Source organism: Rahnella sp. ATs2 (genome assembly GCF_051851855.1).
GTDB classification, from domain to species: domain Bacteria; phylum Pseudomonadota; class Gammaproteobacteria; order Enterobacterales; family Enterobacteriaceae; genus Rahnella; species Rahnella variigena.
This window is the reverse complement of sequence record NZ_JBLYPL010000018.1, coordinates 84,296-102,178: the sequence shown is the minus strand read 5'-3', so window position 1 is coordinate 102,178 and position 17,883 is coordinate 84,296. Positions and strand designations below refer to the sequence as shown.

General features: G+C 54.4%; 21 protein-coding genes. 9 read left to right on the top strand and 12 right to left on the bottom strand.

Going from position 1 to position 17,883, the window contains the following annotated elements; translation table 11 throughout:
- Nucleotides 1-3 precede the first annotated feature (3 nt).
- Nucleotides 4-270 (bottom strand): GrxA family glutaredoxin, encoded by a 267-nt coding sequence (locus ACJY2G_RS19020; protein WP_013575818.1) that lies wholly within the window; start codon nt 268-270, stop codon nt 4-6.
- A 284-nt stretch (nt 271-554) separates the two neighbouring features.
- Here ACJY2G_RS19020 and nfsA point away from each other — a divergent pair, with 284 nt between their 5' ends.
- The 9 genes from nfsA to rlmC all read left to right on the top strand — a co-directional run bounded on the left by nfsA (nt 555) and on the right by rlmC (nt 9,362).
- Nucleotides 555-1,277, top strand: a complete 723-nt coding sequence (gene nfsA, locus ACJY2G_RS19015) for an oxygen-insensitive NADPH nitroreductase (protein WP_430320097.1) — start codon at nt 555-557, stop codon at nt 1,275-1,277.
- 19 nt (nt 1,278-1,296) lie between these two features.
- Nucleotides 1,297-2,199: a 30S ribosomal protein S6--L-glutamate ligase gene (gene rimK, locus ACJY2G_RS19010; RefSeq protein ID WP_430320098.1), complete on the top strand. Its 903-nt coding sequence runs from the start codon at nt 1,297-1,299 to the stop codon at nt 2,197-2,199.
- Nucleotides 2,200-2,346: 147 nt separating this feature from the next.
- A complete protein-coding gene (locus ACJY2G_RS19005; protein WP_112289376.1) occupies nt 2,347-2,829 on the top strand; it encodes a YbjN domain-containing protein in 483 nt (160 codons plus the stop codon).
- A 460-nt stretch (nt 2,830-3,289) separates the two neighbouring features.
- Nucleotides 3,290-4,399, top strand: coding sequence for a spermidine/putrescine ABC transporter substrate-binding protein PotF (potF, locus tag ACJY2G_RS19000; RefSeq protein ID WP_112289375.1), 1,110 nt, complete (start codon nt 3,290-3,292; stop codon nt 4,397-4,399).
- 267 nt (nt 4,400-4,666) lie between these two features.
- Complete coding sequence (gene potG, locus ACJY2G_RS18995) at nt 4,667-5,800, top strand: putrescine ABC transporter ATP-binding subunit PotG (RefSeq protein ID WP_439291993.1); 1,134 nt, start codon at nt 4,667-4,669, stop codon at nt 5,798-5,800.
- An 11-nt stretch (nt 5,801-5,811) separates the two neighbouring features.
- On the top strand, nt 5,812-6,765 hold the full coding sequence (gene potH / locus ACJY2G_RS18990) for a putrescine ABC transporter permease PotH (protein ID WP_430320100.1): 954 nt from the start codon (nt 5,812-5,814) through the stop codon (nt 6,763-6,765).
- Nucleotides 6,762-7,607, top strand: a complete 846-nt coding sequence (potI, locus tag ACJY2G_RS18985) for a putrescine ABC transporter permease PotI (protein WP_120163043.1) — start codon at nt 6,762-6,764, stop codon at nt 7,605-7,607. Before potH ends, potI begins: the two co-directional genes overlap by 4 nt.
- Nucleotides 7,608-7,653: 46 nt before the next feature.
- The gene (locus tag ACJY2G_RS18980) at nt 7,654-8,160 is read left to right on the top strand and encodes a YbjO family protein (RefSeq protein WP_232829912.1); all 507 of its coding nucleotides are present in this window, start codon (nt 7,654-7,656) and stop codon (nt 8,158-8,160) included.
- A gap of 71 nt (nt 8,161-8,231) precedes the next feature.
- Nucleotides 8,232-9,362 (top strand): 23S rRNA (uracil(747)-C(5))-methyltransferase RlmC, encoded by a 1,131-nt coding sequence (gene rlmC / locus ACJY2G_RS18975; RefSeq protein WP_430320101.1) that lies wholly within the window; start codon nt 8,232-8,234, stop codon nt 9,360-9,362.
- A 5-nt stretch (nt 9,363-9,367) separates the two neighbouring features.
- Here the strand turns inward: rlmC and fliR are convergent, their stop codons facing one another.
- The 11 genes from fliR to fliH form a co-directional block, all read right to left on the bottom strand.
- Nucleotides 9,368-10,153, bottom strand: a complete 786-nt coding sequence (fliR, locus tag ACJY2G_RS18970; RefSeq protein WP_120163041.1) for a flagellar biosynthetic protein FliR — start codon at nt 10,151-10,153, stop codon at nt 9,368-9,370.
- Between the two features lie 3 nt (nt 10,154-10,156).
- Nucleotides 10,157-10,426, bottom strand: coding sequence for a flagellar biosynthesis protein FliQ (gene fliQ / locus ACJY2G_RS18965; protein WP_104922231.1), 270 nt, complete (start codon nt 10,424-10,426; stop codon nt 10,157-10,159).
- 170 nt (nt 10,427-10,596) lie between these two features.
- On the bottom strand, nt 10,597-11,334 hold the full coding sequence (gene fliP / locus ACJY2G_RS18960; RefSeq protein WP_120163065.1) for a flagellar type III secretion system pore protein FliP: 738 nt from the start codon (nt 11,332-11,334) through the stop codon (nt 10,597-10,599).
- Between the two features lie 23 nt (nt 11,335-11,357).
- Nucleotides 11,358-11,714 carry a flagellar biosynthetic protein FliO gene (gene fliO, locus ACJY2G_RS18955; RefSeq protein ID WP_430320241.1) on the bottom strand — a complete coding sequence of 119 codons (357 nt, stop codon included), beginning with the start codon at nt 11,712-11,714 and terminating at the stop codon, nt 11,358-11,360.
- An 80-nt stretch (nt 11,715-11,794) separates the two neighbouring features.
- Complete coding sequence (gene fliN / locus ACJY2G_RS18950; RefSeq protein WP_112291796.1) at nt 11,795-12,211, bottom strand: flagellar motor switch protein FliN; 417 nt, start codon at nt 12,209-12,211, stop codon at nt 11,795-11,797.
- Entirely contained in the window at nt 12,204-13,220 is a 1,017-nt protein-coding gene (fliM, locus tag ACJY2G_RS18945; RefSeq protein WP_120163039.1) for a flagellar motor switch protein FliM, read from the bottom strand. Before fliM ends, fliN begins: the two co-directional genes overlap by 8 nt.
- A gap of 7 nt (nt 13,221-13,227) precedes the next feature.
- Nucleotides 13,228-13,725 (bottom strand): flagellar basal body-associated protein FliL, encoded by a 498-nt coding sequence (gene fliL, locus ACJY2G_RS18940; RefSeq protein WP_120163038.1) that lies wholly within the window; start codon nt 13,723-13,725, stop codon nt 13,228-13,230.
- A 185-nt stretch (nt 13,726-13,910) separates the two neighbouring features.
- Nucleotides 13,911-15,293 (bottom strand): flagellar hook-length control protein FliK, encoded by a 1,383-nt coding sequence (locus tag ACJY2G_RS18935; protein ID WP_430320102.1) that lies wholly within the window; start codon nt 15,291-15,293, stop codon nt 13,911-13,913.
- Nucleotides 15,290-15,736: a flagellar export protein FliJ gene (gene fliJ, locus ACJY2G_RS18930; RefSeq protein WP_112291790.1), complete on the bottom strand. Its 447-nt coding sequence runs from the start codon at nt 15,734-15,736 to the stop codon at nt 15,290-15,292. Before fliJ ends, ACJY2G_RS18935 begins: the two co-directional genes overlap by 4 nt.
- Before the next feature lie 25 nt (nt 15,737-15,761).
- Nucleotides 15,762-17,126, bottom strand: a complete 1,365-nt coding sequence (fliI, locus tag ACJY2G_RS18925; protein ID WP_112291788.1) for a flagellar protein export ATPase FliI — start codon at nt 17,124-17,126, stop codon at nt 15,762-15,764.
- Nucleotides 17,126-17,881, bottom strand: coding sequence for a flagellar assembly protein FliH (fliH, locus tag ACJY2G_RS18920; protein WP_198659766.1), 756 nt, complete (start codon nt 17,879-17,881; stop codon nt 17,126-17,128). The genes fliI and fliH overlap by 1 nt, the downstream gene beginning before the upstream one ends.
- Between the last annotated feature and the right edge of the window lie 2 nt (nt 17,882-17,883).

Here is a 17,883-nt window from a genome sequence, read left to right as displayed (position 1 = left end):
GGATCAGTTGCTGAACAGCGCCAGATGCTCTTTGGCATAGGCTTCAAAATCAGTGCAACCGCCGATGTGTTTCTGATCGAGGAAAATCTGTGGAACCGTTTCAACCGGTTTGCCCACGGTTTTTTCCAGGTCGGCTTTAGTGATGCCTTCCGCGTGGATGTCGATGTAACGGAAGTTGAAATCATCACGTTCTTCAGTCAGTTTTTCAGCCAACTCTTTAGCGCGCACGCAATAAGGACAGCCAGGACGCCCGAAAATTACTGCAAACATGGAGACTCCTTTGTTAATACCAGCAAGATAAAATGAAAGGGGAGTGACTATTTTTGTTATCCACATCACCTTTTTGATGTCGCTACTATGCCTGTTGCAAACCATAAAAAAAAGCAGGAATTACCTGTCAGTCCGATACCTTTGACCTATCCAAATGAACCTGCTGCTGTTTTTAGCTGCCACACATTGTTGCACCAATTGATGCCGCAAACCTTGCAAACGGTGCTCACAGCATGAATGATTGATACAGATTTCTCCTTACTTACACCATTCAGGAATTTTTAATGACGCCGACTATCGACCTTTTGCGCTCTCACCGTTCAATTCGCGCCTTCACCGACCAGCCGGTATCCGATGAACAACGCGAAGCCATTATTAGCGCTGCGCAATCAGCATCGACTTCCAGTTTCCTGCAATGTTCTTCTATTATTCGCGTTACCGATCCCGCGTTACGCGAAACGCTTGTGCAGTACACCGGCGGCCAGAAATATGTCGCCAGTGCGGCAGAATTTTGGGTTTTCTGCGCCGATTTCAACCGTAATTTGCAGATCAATCCCGAAGCAGAACTTGGCCTTGCCGAACAGTTGCTGCTGGGTTGCGTGGATACCGCGCTGATGGCGCAAAATGCCATGACGGCGGCAGAATCGCTCGGTCTGGGCGGGGTATTTATCGGCGGGATCCGTAATCAGGTCGAAGATGTTGTCACGCTGCTGAAATTGCCAAAATTTGTCATGCCGTTGTTTGGTTTTTGCATCGGTACGCCAGCACAGGATCATCAGGTGAAACCGCGTATGCCACAGTCCATGCTGGTTCACGAAAACAGCTATCAGCCATTGGATAAAGCGGTACTGGCAGAGTACGACGAACAATTAAGCGAGTATTATCTGCAACGGGACAGCAATGCGCGTCGCGATACCTGGAGCGACCTGATTATGCGCACGCTGAAAAAGGAACAGCGTCCGTTTATGCTGGACGCTTTGCACAAGCAAGGTTGGGCAACACGCTAAAACGGCGACGGAGTGTCGGATGAAAATTGCAATTCTCTCCCGTGACGGGTCCCTGTATTCGTGTAAGCGGCTGAAGGAAGCAGCAGAATCCCGCGGGCATGAGATTGACATTATTGACCCGCTTTCCTGCTATATGAATATCAATCCGGCCGCGCCCAGTGTGCATTACCGCGGACGTCAGCTCGATATTTATCAGGCGGTGATCCCGCGTATCGGTTCTGCCATCACTTTTTATGGCACCGCGGTTTTACGCCAGTTTGAAATGCTGGGCAGTTTTCCGCTCAATGAATCGGTGGCCATTACCCGCGCGCGCGATAAATTGCGCTCTATGCAGATTCTGGCTCGCGAGTGCATCGATTTGCCGATCACCGGTTTTGCCAATGCTCCGGATGATACGTCGGATTTGATTGCACTGGTGGGCGGTGCGCCACTGGTGGTGAAACTGGTGGAAGGCACGCAGGGCATCGGCGTGGTGCTGGCGGAAACCCGTCAGGCGGCGGAAAGCGTGATTGACGCATTTCGTGGCCTGAACGCGCATATTCTGGTGCAGGAATATATTCGTGAAGCGCAGGGGCGTGATATCCGCTGTCTGGTCGTGGGTAAGAAAGTGGTGGCGGCCATTGAGCGTCAGGCCAAACCGGGTGATTTTCGATCCAATCTTCATCGCGGCGGCACGGCGTCTAAGGTCAACATTACGTCACAAGAGAAAGAGATTGCAGTGAAAGCCGCGATGACGTTGGGGCTGGACGTCGCCGGTGTGGATATTCTGCGGGCAAACCGTGGCCCGCTGGTGATGGAAGTCAACGCGTCTCCAGGGCTGGAGGGTATCGAAACGACGACCGGGCTGGATATCGCCGGTATGATGATCGACTACATTGAGCAACGGGCTCGCCCCGGATTTCGTCTGAAATCCGGGGGCTAATTCTTATTTAGCCGCGCTAATGTCCATCAATCCGGTATTGATCGTAGCGCTTACCGGCATAATTCCGTAAGCTATGACCCCTTCGTAATGCCGATAGCGTTACGAAGGGTTTGTTTTTTCCGTTGTGTTGAACTCGTGAGGCATTCTATGGATTCGCTCATCGTCCCTGATTTAGCGCTGCTTCGGCGCTGGCTGGATCAGCTGGGCATCTCTTTTTTCGAGTGTGATTCCTGTCAGGCTCTCCATTTGCCGCATATGCAGAATTTTGATGGCATTTTTGATGCCAAACTCGATATCGTAGATAACGTTATTTTGTTCTCTGCGCTGGCCGAAGTAAAACCGACGGCGCTCATCCCGCTGGTCGCTGACCTGAGCTCAATTAATGCCAGCTCGCTGACCATCAAAGCGTTTGTCGATATTCAGGATGATAATCTGCCGAAACTGATTGTCTGCCAGTCGCTGACTATCGCGGTAGGCGTGACTGAAGAGCAGTTTGCTTTCTTCCTGCAACAGGCAGAGGAGCAGATGTCGATGATTATTCTCGAAGCGCACGCCAATGACTTGCTGTTTTTGGGTGATGAAGAAGAAGGTACGCCGGTCACATCCGTGAATTTACCTTTGCTGCACTGATTTTTGTGTCATCTGCCATTTCCCTGATGGCGGTTATTTCTGTAAAGACCTTTTCCCCTTTGAAGATCCTTTTCTGCGAGCCGTGTTTATTGCGGCTCCGCTGCCTTTATTCGCTTTCGCCATAAGTTATGCTGGTATTGTGCCGTTGTTGCCAGATATTTCACTTTGTTAAAAGGCAAAATGCCAGACGGTATAGACTAAATCTGCATAATTAATCGATAAACGCCGGTTTTGCCTCGGGAGGCTGGTGTGCGGGGGTTGCAGGCGCTATGCTTCTGACTCTGCATCACGCGTGATTACGTCGTAAAACCAAACGGTTAATTCGCAGGCAGCGTATGCGTCAACGTTGAATGCCTATGCACATTCGTGGACGGCAGTTGGCCTTAGTGTGAAAGGTTTTGTATCTGTTCCAGTGATACAAATTCAATTTTATATTCCCCTGTCTTGGAGGTAGTAACGGATGTTCACCCTGCGTAAAAAGTGGTTATCGGGTGTTGTCGCCGGCCTGGTTATGGCTGCGTCCGTCACAGCGTCTGCGGAAGAAAAAACGCTGCATATCTATAACTGGTCTGATTATATCGCGCCAAATACCGTGCCTGATTTCCAGAAGGAAACCGGCATTAAAGTGGTTTACGACGTGTTTGATTCCAACGAAGTACTGGAAGGCAAACTCATGGCAGGCAGCACCGGTTTCGATCTGGTGGTGCCATCGGCCAGTTTCCTTGAGCGTCAGCTGGCGGCAGGCGTCTTCCAGCCACTCGACAAGAGCAAACTGCCTAATTACAAAAATATGGATCCTGATCTGCTGAAGATGGTGGCGCAGCACGATCCGGGGAACAAATACGCAATCCCTTATCTGTGGGCGACCACCGGCATTGGTTACAACGTCGATAAAGTGAAAGCGGTTCTGGGTAAAGATGCGCCGGTCGACAGCTGGGATTTAGTACTCAAGCCTGAAAACCTCGAGAAACTGAAAAGCTGCGGCGTTTCCTTCCTCGACGCGCCTGCGGAAATTTACGCTACCGTGCTTAATTACCTGCATCTGGATCCGAACAGCACCAAAGCCTCTGATTACACCGGTGCGGCCAACGATCTGCTGCTGAAACTGCGTCCGAACATCCGTTATTTCCACTCTTCCCAGTACATCAACGACCTGGCGAATGGTGATATCTGCGTCGCTATCGGCTGGGCAGGGGATGTGATGCAGGCGTCTAACCGCGCGAAAGAAGCGAAAAATGGCGTGAACGTGGCGTACAGCATTCCGAAAGAAGGGGCGCTGGCCTTCTTCGACGTGTTTGCTATTCCTGCAGATGCCAAAAATCTCGATGAAGCCTATCAGTTCCTGAATTACCTGATGGAACCGAAAGTTATCGCGCAAATCAGTAACACGGTTTACTACGCCAGCGGCAACAAAGCCGCGACGCCACTGGTGAACGAAGATGTGCGTAACAACCCGGGCATTTATCCACCGGCAGACGTTCAGGCGAAGTTGTTCACCCTGAAAGTTCAGGATCCGAAAATCGACCGGGTTATCACCCGTTCGTGGACCAAGGTCAAAACCGGCAAGTAATACTCTTCATCCTTCGGGCTGCCTCTGTGTTGGCTGCGTGAACGCGCCCCGGTCACTGACTTGTGTCAGCTCCCGGGGACTTGCTCACTTGCCGGCTTGATGCAACCAGAATGATTTTGAGTATCGTTAACGCGGCTCCGCTTATTGATGGCGGGGCCGCTGACGTTTTGCTTCCGGCTGTATTTTGGGCATACGGATCAGGCACTTTTCCCCCTGACTGTTATGCTTATTTGAATTGCTTCATTTTGATACCGGAGATTTCTCTGAGTGAACGACGCTATCCCCCGCCCGCAGCCTAAGTCCCAGAAGGGTTTCACGCCTTTAATGGAAATCCGCAATCTGACCAAATCTTTTGATGGCCAGGCCGCCGTTGATGACGTGAGCCTGACCATTTATAAAGGCGAGATTTTCGCACTGCTCGGCGCGTCCGGCTGTGGGAAATCGACCCTGTTGCGTATGCTGGCCGGTTTCGAGCAGCCTACGCAGGGCCAAATCGTCCTGGATGGCGTAGATCTTTCGCAGGTGCCGCCGTATCAGCGTCCGATCAACATGATGTTTCAGTCTTACGCCTTGTTCCCGCACATGACGGTCGAACAAAATATCGCGTTCGGCCTTAAGCAGGACAAACTGCCGTCGGCAGAAATCAAAAGCCGCGTAGCGGAAATGCTGACGCTGGTTCACATGCAGGAATTTGCTAAACGTAAGCCGCATCAGCTCTCCGGCGGTCAGCGTCAGCGTGTGGCGTTAGCCCGCAGTCTGGCGAAACGGCCAAAGTTATTGCTGCTCGACGAACCGATGGGCGCACTGGATAAAAAGCTGCGTGACCGCATGCAGCTTGAAGTGGTGGATATTCTTGAGCGCGTCGGCGCGACCTGCGTTATGGTCACGCACGATCAGGAAGAAGCGATGACCATGGCCGGGCGTATCGCCATCATGAACCGCGGTAAGTTCGTGCAAATCGGTGAGCCTGAAGAAATTTACGAGCACCCGACCAGCCGCTTCAGCGCCGAATTTATCGGCTCTGTGAATGTGTTCGAGGGCGTGCTGAAAGAGCGTCTGGATGATGCGCTGGTACTGACGTCGCCGGGGCTTAAACACCCGCTGAAAGTGGATCCGGATGTCTCCGTGGTCGACGGTGTACCGGTGTTTGTCGCACTGCGTCCGGAAAAAATCATGTTGTGCGAGGAAGTGCCGGAAGATGGTTGCAACTTTGCGATCGGTGAAGTGGTAAACATTGCCTATCTCGGCGACCTGTCGATTTACCATGTCCGGCTGCACAGCGGACAGATGATCACCGCGCAATTGCAGAACGGTCATCGTTTCCGCAAAGGCATGCCAACCTGGGGCGACGAAGTGCGCCTGTGCTGGGAAGCCGACAGCTGTGTCGTGCTGACTGTTTAGGGGGGATGAAAATGTCTGTAATCTCCGAAGCGCCGGCCAGTAAACCTCCGGGCGGATTTAAAGCTTTCACGGGTCGTTTGCAACAACGCCATGGCCGCAAACTGGTTATCCTGCTGCCGCTGGTGTGGTTCCTGCTGCTGTTTTTACTGCCTTTCCTGATTGTCTTCAAAATCAGTTTTGCAGAAATGGCGCGGGCTATTCCGCCGTATACCGATCTGGTCTCCTGGTCAGACGGTATGCTGGATATCGCGCTTAACATCGCCAACTACATCGGCCTGACGCAGGATCCGCTGTATATCGATGCCTATCTGCAATCACTGCAAGTGGCGGCCATATCGACGCTGCTTTGTCTGCTGATTGGATATCCGCTGGCGTGGGCGGTGGCGCACAGCCGTACCTCGACCCGCAATATCCTGCTGTTGCTGGTGATTTTACCGTCGTGGACCTCGTTCCTGATCCGCGTCTATGCCTGGATTGGCATTCTCAAAGACAACGGTGTGCTGAATAACTTGCTGCTGTGGCTGCATGTTATCGATCAGCCGCTGGTGATTTTGCATACCAATCTGGCGGTTTACATCGGCATTGTGTATTCGTATCTGCCGTTTATGGTGTTGCCGATTTACACCGCGCTGACCCGCATGGATTACTCGCTGGTGGAAGCGGCGCAGGATCTGGGCGCACGTCCGATGAAAACCTTCTTCAAAGTGATTATGCCGCTGACCAAAGGCGGGATTATTGCCGGTTCGATGCTGGTCTTCATTCCGGCGGTAGGGGAATACGTGATCCCGGAACTGCTCGGCGGGCCGGACAGCAATATGATTGGTCGTGTTCTGTGGCAGGAATTCTTCAACAACCGCGACTGGCCGGTGGCTTCCGCTGTCGCAGTGGTCATGCTGTTGCTGTTGATCATGCCCATCTTGTGGTTCCAGAAATACCAAAACAAAGAGCTGGGAGACAAAGAATGAATCAGTTACCGGTTGTCCGTTCGCCGTGGCGAATTCTTATTCTGGTGCTCGGCTTTACGTTTTTGTATGCCCCGATGCTGATGCTGGTTATTTATTCGTTTAACAGCTCCAAGCTGGTAACGGTCTGGGCGGGCTGGTCTACCCGCTGGTATACTCAGCTTTTCCACGATTCCGCGATGATAAGTGCAGTCGGGACCAGTCTGACCATTGCCACCGCTGCCGCCACAATGGCGGTGATTGTTGGGACGCTGGCCGCGGTGGTGATGGTGCGTTTTCAGCGGTTTCGTGGTTCAACCGGTTTTGCCTTTATGCTGACCGCGCCGCTGGTCATGCCGGATGTCATTACCGGCCTGGCGTTGTTGTTGCTGTTTGTCGCGATGGGCCACGCGTTTGGCTGGCCTGCGGAGCGCGGCATGTTTACCATCTGGCTGGCGCACGTGACGTTTTGTAGCGCGTACGTAGCCGTGGTGGTCTCTGCGCGTTTACGTGAACTGGACCGTTCGATTGAAGAAGCGGCAATGGATTTAGGTGCAGCGCCGCTGAAAGTGTTCTTTATTATCACGCTGCCGATGATTTTACCGGCACTGATTTCCGGCTGGTTGCTGGCGTTTACGTTGTCGCTCGACGATCTGGTTATTGCCAGTTTTGTCGCCGGACCGGGTTCGACCACGTTACCGATGCTGGTCTTTGCCAGCGTGCGTATGGGCGTCAACCCTGAAATAAACGCGCTGGCGACGTTGATCCTGCTGGTGGTTGGGATCATCGGCATGGTTGCCTGGTGGTTTATGGCGCGTGCCGAGAAACAACGGCGTAAAGAAATACAGCGCGCTCAACGAGCTTAAATTTTAAGATAATTTTCAGGGCGGATGTATTCCGCCCTGAACGTAAATGGAGAGCCCAAACGGATTTATGAAACTGGCATTTATCCCTGTTCCCGTGATGATAGGTGCGTCGGCAATTGTCGCGACGCGCTTACTCGAATTCATTTTACTGTTCGATGCCATGGGCTTTTCAGGGCTGATGAGTTTTATCGAAGTCAGTGCAGAGTCCTGGCTGAACTGTTTCATCATGCTGGCCAGCTTGCTGATTGTTCTGGTCGAATGCCGTGCTGCCTATGCCATGATGCGCGGCCGTCGCTGGGGGCGCCGGGCATTTATCGGTTGTCAGGTGATTGTGGTCGGATACATGCTGCTGGCCTCATTTGACTGGTTCGGGCCACGCATCTTTCGCTTTAACGTCGAAACTCAGGGCGAATTTCTCTATGCGCTGCTGATGCAAAAAATCCCCGATATGGTGGTGCTTTTCTTGTTGTATGCGCCTGCCAGCAGCCGCAGATACTTCTCGCGTAAAAAGTCGAACGAAAAAAGCAGCCCGTCACAAATAGCCAAAGCGTAAGTGAGCCTTTCCCGTCGCGCAGTGGTAAACTGCGCGCCAGTTTTTTCCGCATTCTCTGACCGGACTTTTTCATGCATTGCGCACTTTACACCGCAGGAACCTGCCGTTCCTGCCAGTGGCTCGACAAACCTTATTCACAACAGTTAGCCGACAAGCAGCAGGATCTCAGTGATTTGCTGTCAGATTTGCCGGTGGGTGAATGGTGTGAACCGGTCACCGGCGCGGAAAGTGCCTTTCGCAATAAAGCCAAAATGGTGGTCAGCGGCAGCGTGGAGCGTCCTTTACTTGGGATGTTGCACCGCGACGGCACGCCGGTCGATTTGTGTGAATGTCCTCTTTATCCGGCCAGTTTCCCCGCAGTATTTTCAGTCCTGAAAACCTTTATCGCCCGCGCCGGACTGACGCCTTATAACGTGGCGCGAAAACGCGGTGAGCTGAAATTCCTGTTACTGACTGAAAGCCAGAAAGACGGCGGCATGATGCTGCGTTTCGTCTTGCGTTCGGAAACAAAACTGGCGCAACTGCGCGCCGCGCTGCCGTGGTTGCAACAGCAGTTACCGCAGCTCAGGGTGATTTCCGCCAATATACAGCCGGTACATATGGCGATCCTCGAAGGCGATACCGAAATCCCGCTGACGGACGTGCAGCGTCTGGAAGAAGACTTTAACCATGTGCCGCTGTTTATCCGTCCGCAGAGTTTCTTCCAGACCAACCCGGTGGTGGCTGAAAAACTCTACGCTACGGCGCGTGACTGGGTGAGGGCGCGTGGTGATATTCAAAGCATGTGGGATTTGTTCTGCGGCGTCGGCGGTTTTGGTCTGCACTGTGCAACGCCGCAGATGAAACTGACCGGTATCGAAATCAGCGCGGAAGCTATTTCCTGCGCAAAAGAATCGGCGGCGCGTCTGGGGTTGCAAAACGTCGAGTTTCAGGCGCTGGATTCGACCGGTTTCGCGACCGGCAAAGGCGAGGTGCCGGATCTGGTGCTGGTGAATCCGCCACGTCGCGGCATCGGCACAGCGTTGTGTGAGTACCTGGGCCACATGGCGCCCGACACCATTCTCTATTCAAGCTGTAACGCTAAAACCATGGCGCAAGATCTGGCGCTACTGCCGGATTATCACATTCTGCGTGTCCAGCTTTTCGACATGTTCCCGCATACCGCGCATTACGAAGTGATGGCGCTGCTGACACGGCGTTAAGTTACTTAATCCATCGCCAGCTGATTCATGATCAGCACGATCTTATCCAGGATCTCGCTGAACAGATGCTCGCTGAACGGGGCGAGCATCGGCATCATCAGGCCTATCGCCAGAATACCGATGCTGAGCGTCAGCGGGAAACCGATAACGAAAACGGAAAGCTGTGGCGTAACACGGTTTAACAGGCCGAGCGCCATGTTCAGCGTCAGCAGCAATGTCACAATCGGTAATGCCAGCATCATTCCGCCGCTGAACACGATACTGCCCGCTTTGGCGACCGCCATAAACCCTTCGGCATTGACCGGATTATGGCTGATAGGCAGGGTGTGGAAGCTGTCAGCCAGCAGGGAAATCAGCCACAGATGCGCGTTAAACGTCAGGAACAACAGCACCGCCAGCAGGTTTAAAAACTGCGCCAGCAGCGGAGTGTTCAGGCGATTGCTCGGGTCATAAAACGTGGCAAAAGAAATCCCCATCTGCAAACCCATAATCTCACCCGCCATACGAATAGCCGCAAATGCCAGTTGCATGGTGATGCCTAACGCAGTGCCAATCATGATTTGCTGCATCGCCAGCCACAGCGCGGGGGTGGAGAAAATCGGCGTGTCCACCGGTGGCAGAGAGGGGGCAATCAGGAAGGTAATCATCATCCCCAGACCGAGTTTCACCCGGTTAGGGACTGACTTTTCACTGGTGATCGGCGCAGTGCTGATCAGCGCCAGAATTCGCAGCAGAGGCCAGAAATACATGCTCAGCCATCCGGCGAGCTGGGTGCTGTCGAAGGAAACCATAGATTACCCGATGATGTACGGCAGGTTGGAAAACAACGTGCGCATGTAATCAAGCAGCAGATTTAGCATCCACGGACCGGCGATAACGATAGTCGCTACCACGGCCAGGATCTTAGGGATGAATGACAGCGTTTGTTCGTTGATCTGTGTCGCCGCCTGCAACAGGCTGACGATAAGCCCGGTGACCAGCGCGGCCAGCAACAAAGGCGCAGCAACGGCTAATGCCACTTTCATCGCCTCATTGCCTAATGCCATTACCGATTCAGGAGTCATTACTCAATTCTCACAAAAGAAGACGGGCGACTCCCTCCCCTGCGAAGGGGAGGGTTGGGGTGGGGTATGAATAGCAGCTCAGAATTTGAAGTTGCCTGTAAAACCCCCTCCCGGCCTCCCCCTTCGCAGGGGGAGGAGCAAAAAACGCCCATTAAGTTTGGCGTTTTGAATTAACTGTAAAAACTCTGCGCCAGTGATCCCAGTAACAGTTGCCAGCCATCAACCAGGACGAACAGCATCAGCTTGAACGGCAGCGAGATGGTGGCAGGTGGCACCATCATCATCCCGAGGGCCATCAGTACGCTGGCGACCACCAGGTCGATAATCATGAACGGAATGAATACGGTGAAGCCAATCTGGAACGCCGTTTTCAGTTCGCTGGTCACGTAGGCCGGCAGCAAAATACGCATCGGCACCGCTTCCGGGCCCGCCAGCGGAGGGATGTTCGCCAGTCGCGCATACAGCGCAAGGTCGCTTTCACGGGTCTGGCGCAGCATAAACTGGCGCAAAGGCTGAGCGCCTTTGTCCATCGCTTCCTGCATGGTGATTTTGTTTTCTGTAAATGGCTGATAAGCATCGCTGTAAATTTTGTCGAATACCGGCGCCATGACGAAAAAGGTCAGAAACAAACCCAGCCCCAGCAATACCTGGTTTGGCGGCGCAGATGGCGTACCCAGCGCATTTCGCAGCAGGCCGAGCACGATAATGATGCGGGTGAAACTGGTGCACATCAGCAGCATTGCCGGTAACAGCGTCAGCGTGGTGATAAACACCAGCGTCTGGATCGGCAGTGACCAGTTTTGTGCGCCGTTGGACATCTGCTGGCTGATGATCCCCGGCAGTTGCGCGAACGCCGACGGGCTGATTAACAGCAGCAGCGGCAGGCAAAAGGTAAGGGGGGATTTCATTATTTTCTTCACGACGGACAGAGTCATGCCTGCTTTCCCGGACGTTTCAACATTTTCTGCATCAGCTGACGGAAATCAGCGGGCGCGTTATTGGGATGGCCTGAATCCGGCATCTGTTCAACCGGCGGCGCGCTCAGGGTATGCAGCGGGGTGATGTTTTGCGCGGTCACGCCCAGCACCAGCCAGGTGTTATCGACTTCAACAATCACCACTTTCTCACTGCGTCCGACCTGTACGCTGGCAGTCACTTTCAGCAGCTTGTTATTTTTAGACTGCGGAGCGAAACCGGCGCGCTTCACCACCCAGCCGATAAACAAGATCAGCAACAGAATGCCGCCAAGCACGGAACTGACCTGCGTCAGCACCGAACCGGCGGGCATTGCCTGAGGCGTTGCCTGCGTGGTGGCATGGTTTACCGGGCCGGAAATGTACGGAGAATCCGTCGCGGTATTCTGGCTCATCAGCGGCTCAGACGACGCATACGTTCGGATGGCGTGATGATGTCGGTGATGCGTACCCCGTATTTATCGGCGACGACAACCACTTCACCCTGGGCAATCAGATAGCCGTTGATCAGGATATCCAGCGGCTCCCCGGCCAGACCGTCGAGTGCCACCACCGAACCCTGCGAAAGTCGCAGCAGTTCTTTGATGGTCATTTTGGTGCGACCTAATTCCACGGTCAGTTTCACCGGAATATCGAGGATCATGTCGATATCTTGCAAACTGCCGGTTCCGTCCTGGGCACCCAGCGCGGCGAAAACACCGTCAGTTGACGCTTTCGCGCCGCCCGCAGACTGTTGTTCGTTAAACGCATCAGCCCATAAATCGTCAACGTTATCCGATCCGGCGTCAGACGGTTTATTGGTGTCACTCATGGGGCTGTTCCTCATCTAGAGAATTTAAAATTGGGTTGATCAAATGTTCAACGCGCAGGGCGTATTGTTCGTTTAAAGTGCCATATTGGCTGGTCAGCACGGGCACACCATCGACATGGGCAATCAGACGATCCGGTTTTTCAATCGGCAGAACATCGCCCGGTTGAAGCTTGAGGATCTGCGACAGGCGCAGCGGAATTTCGACGAAATTCGCCACCAGTTCCAGCTCGGACTGCTGAACCTGAGTGACCAGATTTTCGCGCCACTGACTTTCTTCATTACGTGAGTTTTCGACCGGCGGATTGGTCAGTAACTCACGCAAAGGTTCGATCATGCTGAACGGAATACAGATGTTGAAATCACCGCTCAGCGCACCGATCTCCACGTGGAACGGCGTGGTCACCACGATATCGTTCGGGGAAGAGGTGATGTTGGTGAATTTGATCTGCAATTCCGCACGGACATATTCCACGCTCAGCTTGTAAACGCCGCTCCAGGCATCTTCGTAGGCATCGAGTGCCAGCGTGAGCATGCGTTTGATGACCCGCTGTTCGGTGTGCGTGAACTCGCGCCCTTCGACTTTGGTCGGAAAACGGCCATCGCCACCGAACAGGTTATCCACCGCGATAAATACCAGGCTTGGCGCAAACACAAACAGAGCGGTGCCACGCAAGGGTTTGAGGTGGATCAGGTTGAGGTTAGTCGGTACCGGCAGGTTGCGTGCAAACTCGTGGTAAGGCTGGATTTTGATCGGCCCTACGGTGATGTCCGGGCTACGGCGTAAAAGGTTAAACAGCCCCATACGGAAATGACGGGCAAATCGCTCGTTAATGATTTCCAGCGCCTGCAACCGCTCACGAACAACGCGGCGTTGCGTCGTGGGGTCAAAAGGTTTTACACCGTCATCAGACGCGGCGGCCTGTGCGGTTGCCGTATTATCGGGTGCGCTGTCACTGTCACCATTGAGCAGCGCGTCGATCTCGGCCTGTGAAAGAATGCTGTCGCCCATAATTTGATTATCGCAGTATGAAAGCAGTGAAAAGCACGTCGTTGATCACCTGAGGGGGCTGACCTTTGACCAGTGGCGCATCCAGAACCTGTTTGATGTCCTGAACCAGCTGTTGTTTACCGGCTTCGCTGACTAAATCAGAGGTTTTCTGACGTGACAGAAGCAACAACAGGCGGCTGCGGACTTCAGGCAGATATTCATTAAGCGTAGCGCGGTTCTTTTCATCCGGCAGACGCAGGGTCAGGCCGATATACAGCACGCGATCCGGGTCGTTATCCGGCGTTTGCAGGTTAACGGTGAAGGTGTCGAGCGCCAGGAAAATAGGGGCCGCAGGCGGTTCATTCTTCTTCGCTTCCGCAGCCTGCGCTGCAGTTACGGGCTGTTTATGCAACATCCACCAGGCGTAACCGGCTGCACCACAGGCTCCGATGGCAATCAGTAACAGCAGAATCATCATTAACGGGCGCTTTTTCTTACGCGACGCCGAGAGAGCAGAGTCAGACATGGATGAGGCGATTTCCTGTAAGTATGAGCAGAGTTGCGAGGGAACCGCGAAGCTGCTGAGTCAATTCTGACAATGATTATCCCGCTTATCCTGTTGTTCAATAGTCAGAATAGGCGGGAAAAATAAGGTCAGCTCTGCCGTTTGAATTAAGGTCACACAGGCAGGGCTGAAACATCAGGTAACGATTATGCGAAGATATCCACGCTATTGTTGCCGCCGATCCGCTGGGCGATAGACGCCGGAACCGGCAGGGCATCGCTGGCAGATGTCGTGCTGCCGCCATTAAATGCTGCCCAGCTGGCCGCATTCCCCTGTTGTGAACCGGACTGACCGCTTTGCTGCTGCGCCTGTTGCCACTGCGAACTGTCGCTGCCGACGCTGCTCTGACCGAGGCTGATGCCGTTGTCGGCCAGTGCTGTTTTCAGATCCGGTAACGCGGCTTCTATGGCAGAGCGCACGCCGCTGTGGCCGGAGACAAAGTGCAGCTGCGCCTGATTGTTTTCAATCTTCATGCTGATTTGTATCGAACCCAAATCTTCAGGATGCAGACGAAGTTCTGCGGTTTGTTGTCCCTGACGGTTAAACATCATCACCTGCTGACCGAGCTGCTGCTGCCATTCAGGCGTACCGAGCTGTGCGTTGAGCAGCGGGGTAGACGGGGCGGTAACCGCGGTGGTGGTGGTCGGCGTGGTGGAAACCGGCGCAGAAGAAACGGCAACCGCCGCGGTGTTCAGCTGATTCAGTGACTGCATGCTGTTATCCAGCGCGCTGCTGTCGTTCTGCTGTAACGCTGCGGCATTGCCGCTGGCGGCGCTCATTGAAGCGAGCGCACTGCTGAAATCAGGTGTATTAGCGGTCGTGGCTTTGCTGGCGGCATGTTGTGATGACGCGGTCGTCGTATTCGCCGCAGTGGCAGCTTTCGGATCGGTATCGGTGACGGCTGTTTTACCGTCGCCGGTCAGTAAAGAAGACGCGGTCAGACCGGAAAGCAGCGAGCTTTTTTTGTCTGCACTGGTGGCGTCATCGCTGGGGGTCTGCGTTACCACCGCACTGGCGGTTTGCACCTGTTGTGCCGGTTGCTGCTGCGCGGCTAACTGCGCGAACAGCGCCTGCAACGGCAAGGTATTGGCATCGTCAGTTTTGCTGTCTTTGTCTTTATCGCTCAGCCCGGCGTTTTTTACCGCCGATGCGTCGCTGCCTTTCAGGCTGCCATTCGGCAATACCTGAATGGCGGCGATCATTTTGCTTAAATCACTTTCATCAAGCATCAGACTGCCGTCGTTTTCGCCGGTGGTCACCGCCTGAGTCAGTGTGGCTTTATCGACGGTTTCGCCTTTGGCTGAAATCTGCTGACCGAGTTTGGCTAACGTGCTGGTCAGTTTAGGGTCGAGTTTCGAGCCGAGCTGGGCTTCCAGCTGGCTGGCGAAATCGGCCGGTGAAGTCGCCGTGCTATCGCTGATCGCTGATGCGTCAGCCGCAGAAGCGGTTGCTGATGATGAACTGCCGGACGCCGCGCTCGCGGTGGTCTTTGCCGTGGTCACGGCAGCAGGCAAAATATTCAGATTCATGATTGTTTCTTCCTGTGTGCGCTGCGCTGGGCGAACTCATCGTTTTGCTTTTGATCGAGCTTGTTTTCCAGAGAACGCTGTTGCTCACTGGCGCGGGATTGCAACGTCTGGTAAGCATTGAGCCGTTGCTGCTTGTCCTGCCACTGGTTTACGGCGGCGTTAAGCCGCTGATCCCACTGTTGTAATTGTTTGCGGTGCTGATCAATCGCCACTTCCAGCGTGCCGATAAACTGCTGGTAGTTCTGCCAGGTATTCGCCGCAATCCCGCCGGTCATGGTGGTATTGAGCTTTTCCCGGTACTCACGCTGATAGTTGAGCAGCATGGTGAGCTGTTCTTCAGCCTGATGATGTGACTGCCTGATTTGCCCCAGATGACTGGTGGCCTGATCCAGCGCTTTTTGCGCCAGAGAACAAAGGGTGATCAATGGTGATGCGTTTTCCATCTGATTTACCTTTATCGGTTAAAATTTAGCCCGGGAACAACATATTCAGTTCCAGACAGGCGTCTTCGTAGGTACTGCGTTCCATGATGTCCTGCTGGAGGAAGTTCTCCATTTGCGGATACAGTTTTATCGCGCGGTCAAGCATCGGATCGCTGCCTGCGGCGTAAGCGCCGACGCTGACCAAATCGCGGTTGCGCTGATAGCTGGACAACAGTTGTTTGAAATTACGCACACGGCCGTACTGGGCGTCATCAATCAGCGATGTCATGGCACGGCTGATAGACGCTTCGATATCAATCGCCGGGTAATGACCCGATTCCGCCAGACGGCGTGATAACACGATGTGCCCGTCAAGAATGGCGCGGGCAGAGTCAGCAATCGGATCCTGCTGGTCGTCGCCCTCGGTCAGTACGGTATAAAATGCGGTGATCGAACCACCGCCGCTGATGCCGTTACCGGCGCGTTCAACCAGCGCAGGCAGTTTGGCAAACACGGAAGGCGGATAGCCTTTGGTGGCCGGAGGTTCACCGATAGCCAGCGCGATTTCACGTTGCGCCATCGCATAACGGGTCAGGGAATCCATGATCAGCAACACGTGCTGACCGCGGTCACGGAAATCTTCGGCGATACGTGTGGCATACGCCGCACCCTGCATACGCAGAAGAGGGGAAACGTCAGCCGGTGCGGCGATAACCACCGAACGGGCGCGACCTTCGTCACCTAAAATGTTTTCGATAAAATCTTTGACTTCACGGCCACGTTCGCCAATCAGCCCGACCACGATCACGTCGGCTTTGGTGTAGCGCGCCATCATGCCGAGCAGCACGGATTTACCGACGCCGGAACCGGCGAACAGACCCATGCGCTGACCGCGACCGACGGTGAGCAGGGCGTTAATGGCGCGGACGCCGACGTCCAGCACATCGGTGATCGGTGTACGTTGCAGCGGGTTAAACGGTGGCGTAATCAGTGCGGCGCGATAACCGGTATCCGGCGGCGGCAAACTATCGAGCGGTTTGGCGCTGCCATCCAGCACGCGGCCCAGCAACTGCGGCCCCAGCGGCAGTTGTTTGCCTGCGCTCTGACCATCCGCGGCGATACGGGCATAAACCCGCGCACCTGGCAAAATCCCTTCGACTTCTTCCAGGGGCATCAGGAACAGACTTTGTCCGTTAAAGCCGACCACTTCACTTTCGACTTCCTGCACCGCTGGCCCGTCGTGGCGCTCAATCAGGCACGTCGCACCCAAAGGTAACTGCAGGCCGGTAGCTTCAAGGACCAGACCCGTTGCCCGCGTCAGACGGCCATAACGGCGAACCGACGGCGTGCGGGCCATGCGTTTTTCCGCGTCATCAAGCGTTTTCAGCAGGCGGCTCAGGCGGGCGGTCATCAGAGATCTCCCGGTGCCGCAAGACGGCACAGTTCATGCCAGCGGGTAGCCAGTGACGCGTCCATGTCGCCATCTTCCGCGCTGACTTTGCAGCCACCGCTGTGGATCTGGCTGTCGGCCAGCAAACGCCAGCCGTTCATGCTCAGGCTGGCACCAAGCTGTTGTTCGACGCGCTCGAAATCGGCCGGATTTACACGCAGCTGCGGTTTGCCTTTAAACATCGGCTCCTGCTGGATCAGCTGTTGAATCTGATTAAGCAGGGCAGAACCGTCACAAATGGGTGCCTGACCAATAATCTGTTTGGCAGCGGTCAGCGCCATCTGCATCAGACGCGAGGCGATCACGCTGTCCAGTGCATCCAGCGTTTGCTGGAAATCCGACACCATATGCTGCCAGTGCTCAGTCAGCACGGCCTGCTGTTGCTGACCTTCCTGCAATCCCTGTTGCTGTCCGGCTTCCTGACCTTGCTGGAAACCGGCGGCATAACCCTGTTTCTGACCGGCTTCCAGACCCTGCTGGAAACCCTGCTGTTCAGCGCGACGTTGCAAATTCAGTAATTCGTTCTGATCGACCTGAAGTTTGGGTTGTCCGTCGTCCGGCTCCTCTTCACTATCAGCCAGCAAAGGTTCATCGGGTTTGGTGAAAACAGGGACTGCGAGGTCGCCCGGTCTCCACGGCTGCCACGGCAAGGCATTAATACGTTCGGCGTTGCGCTCTTCAGCGGTTTTCTTTTCCGGCGCAGGTTTGTCGGACATCG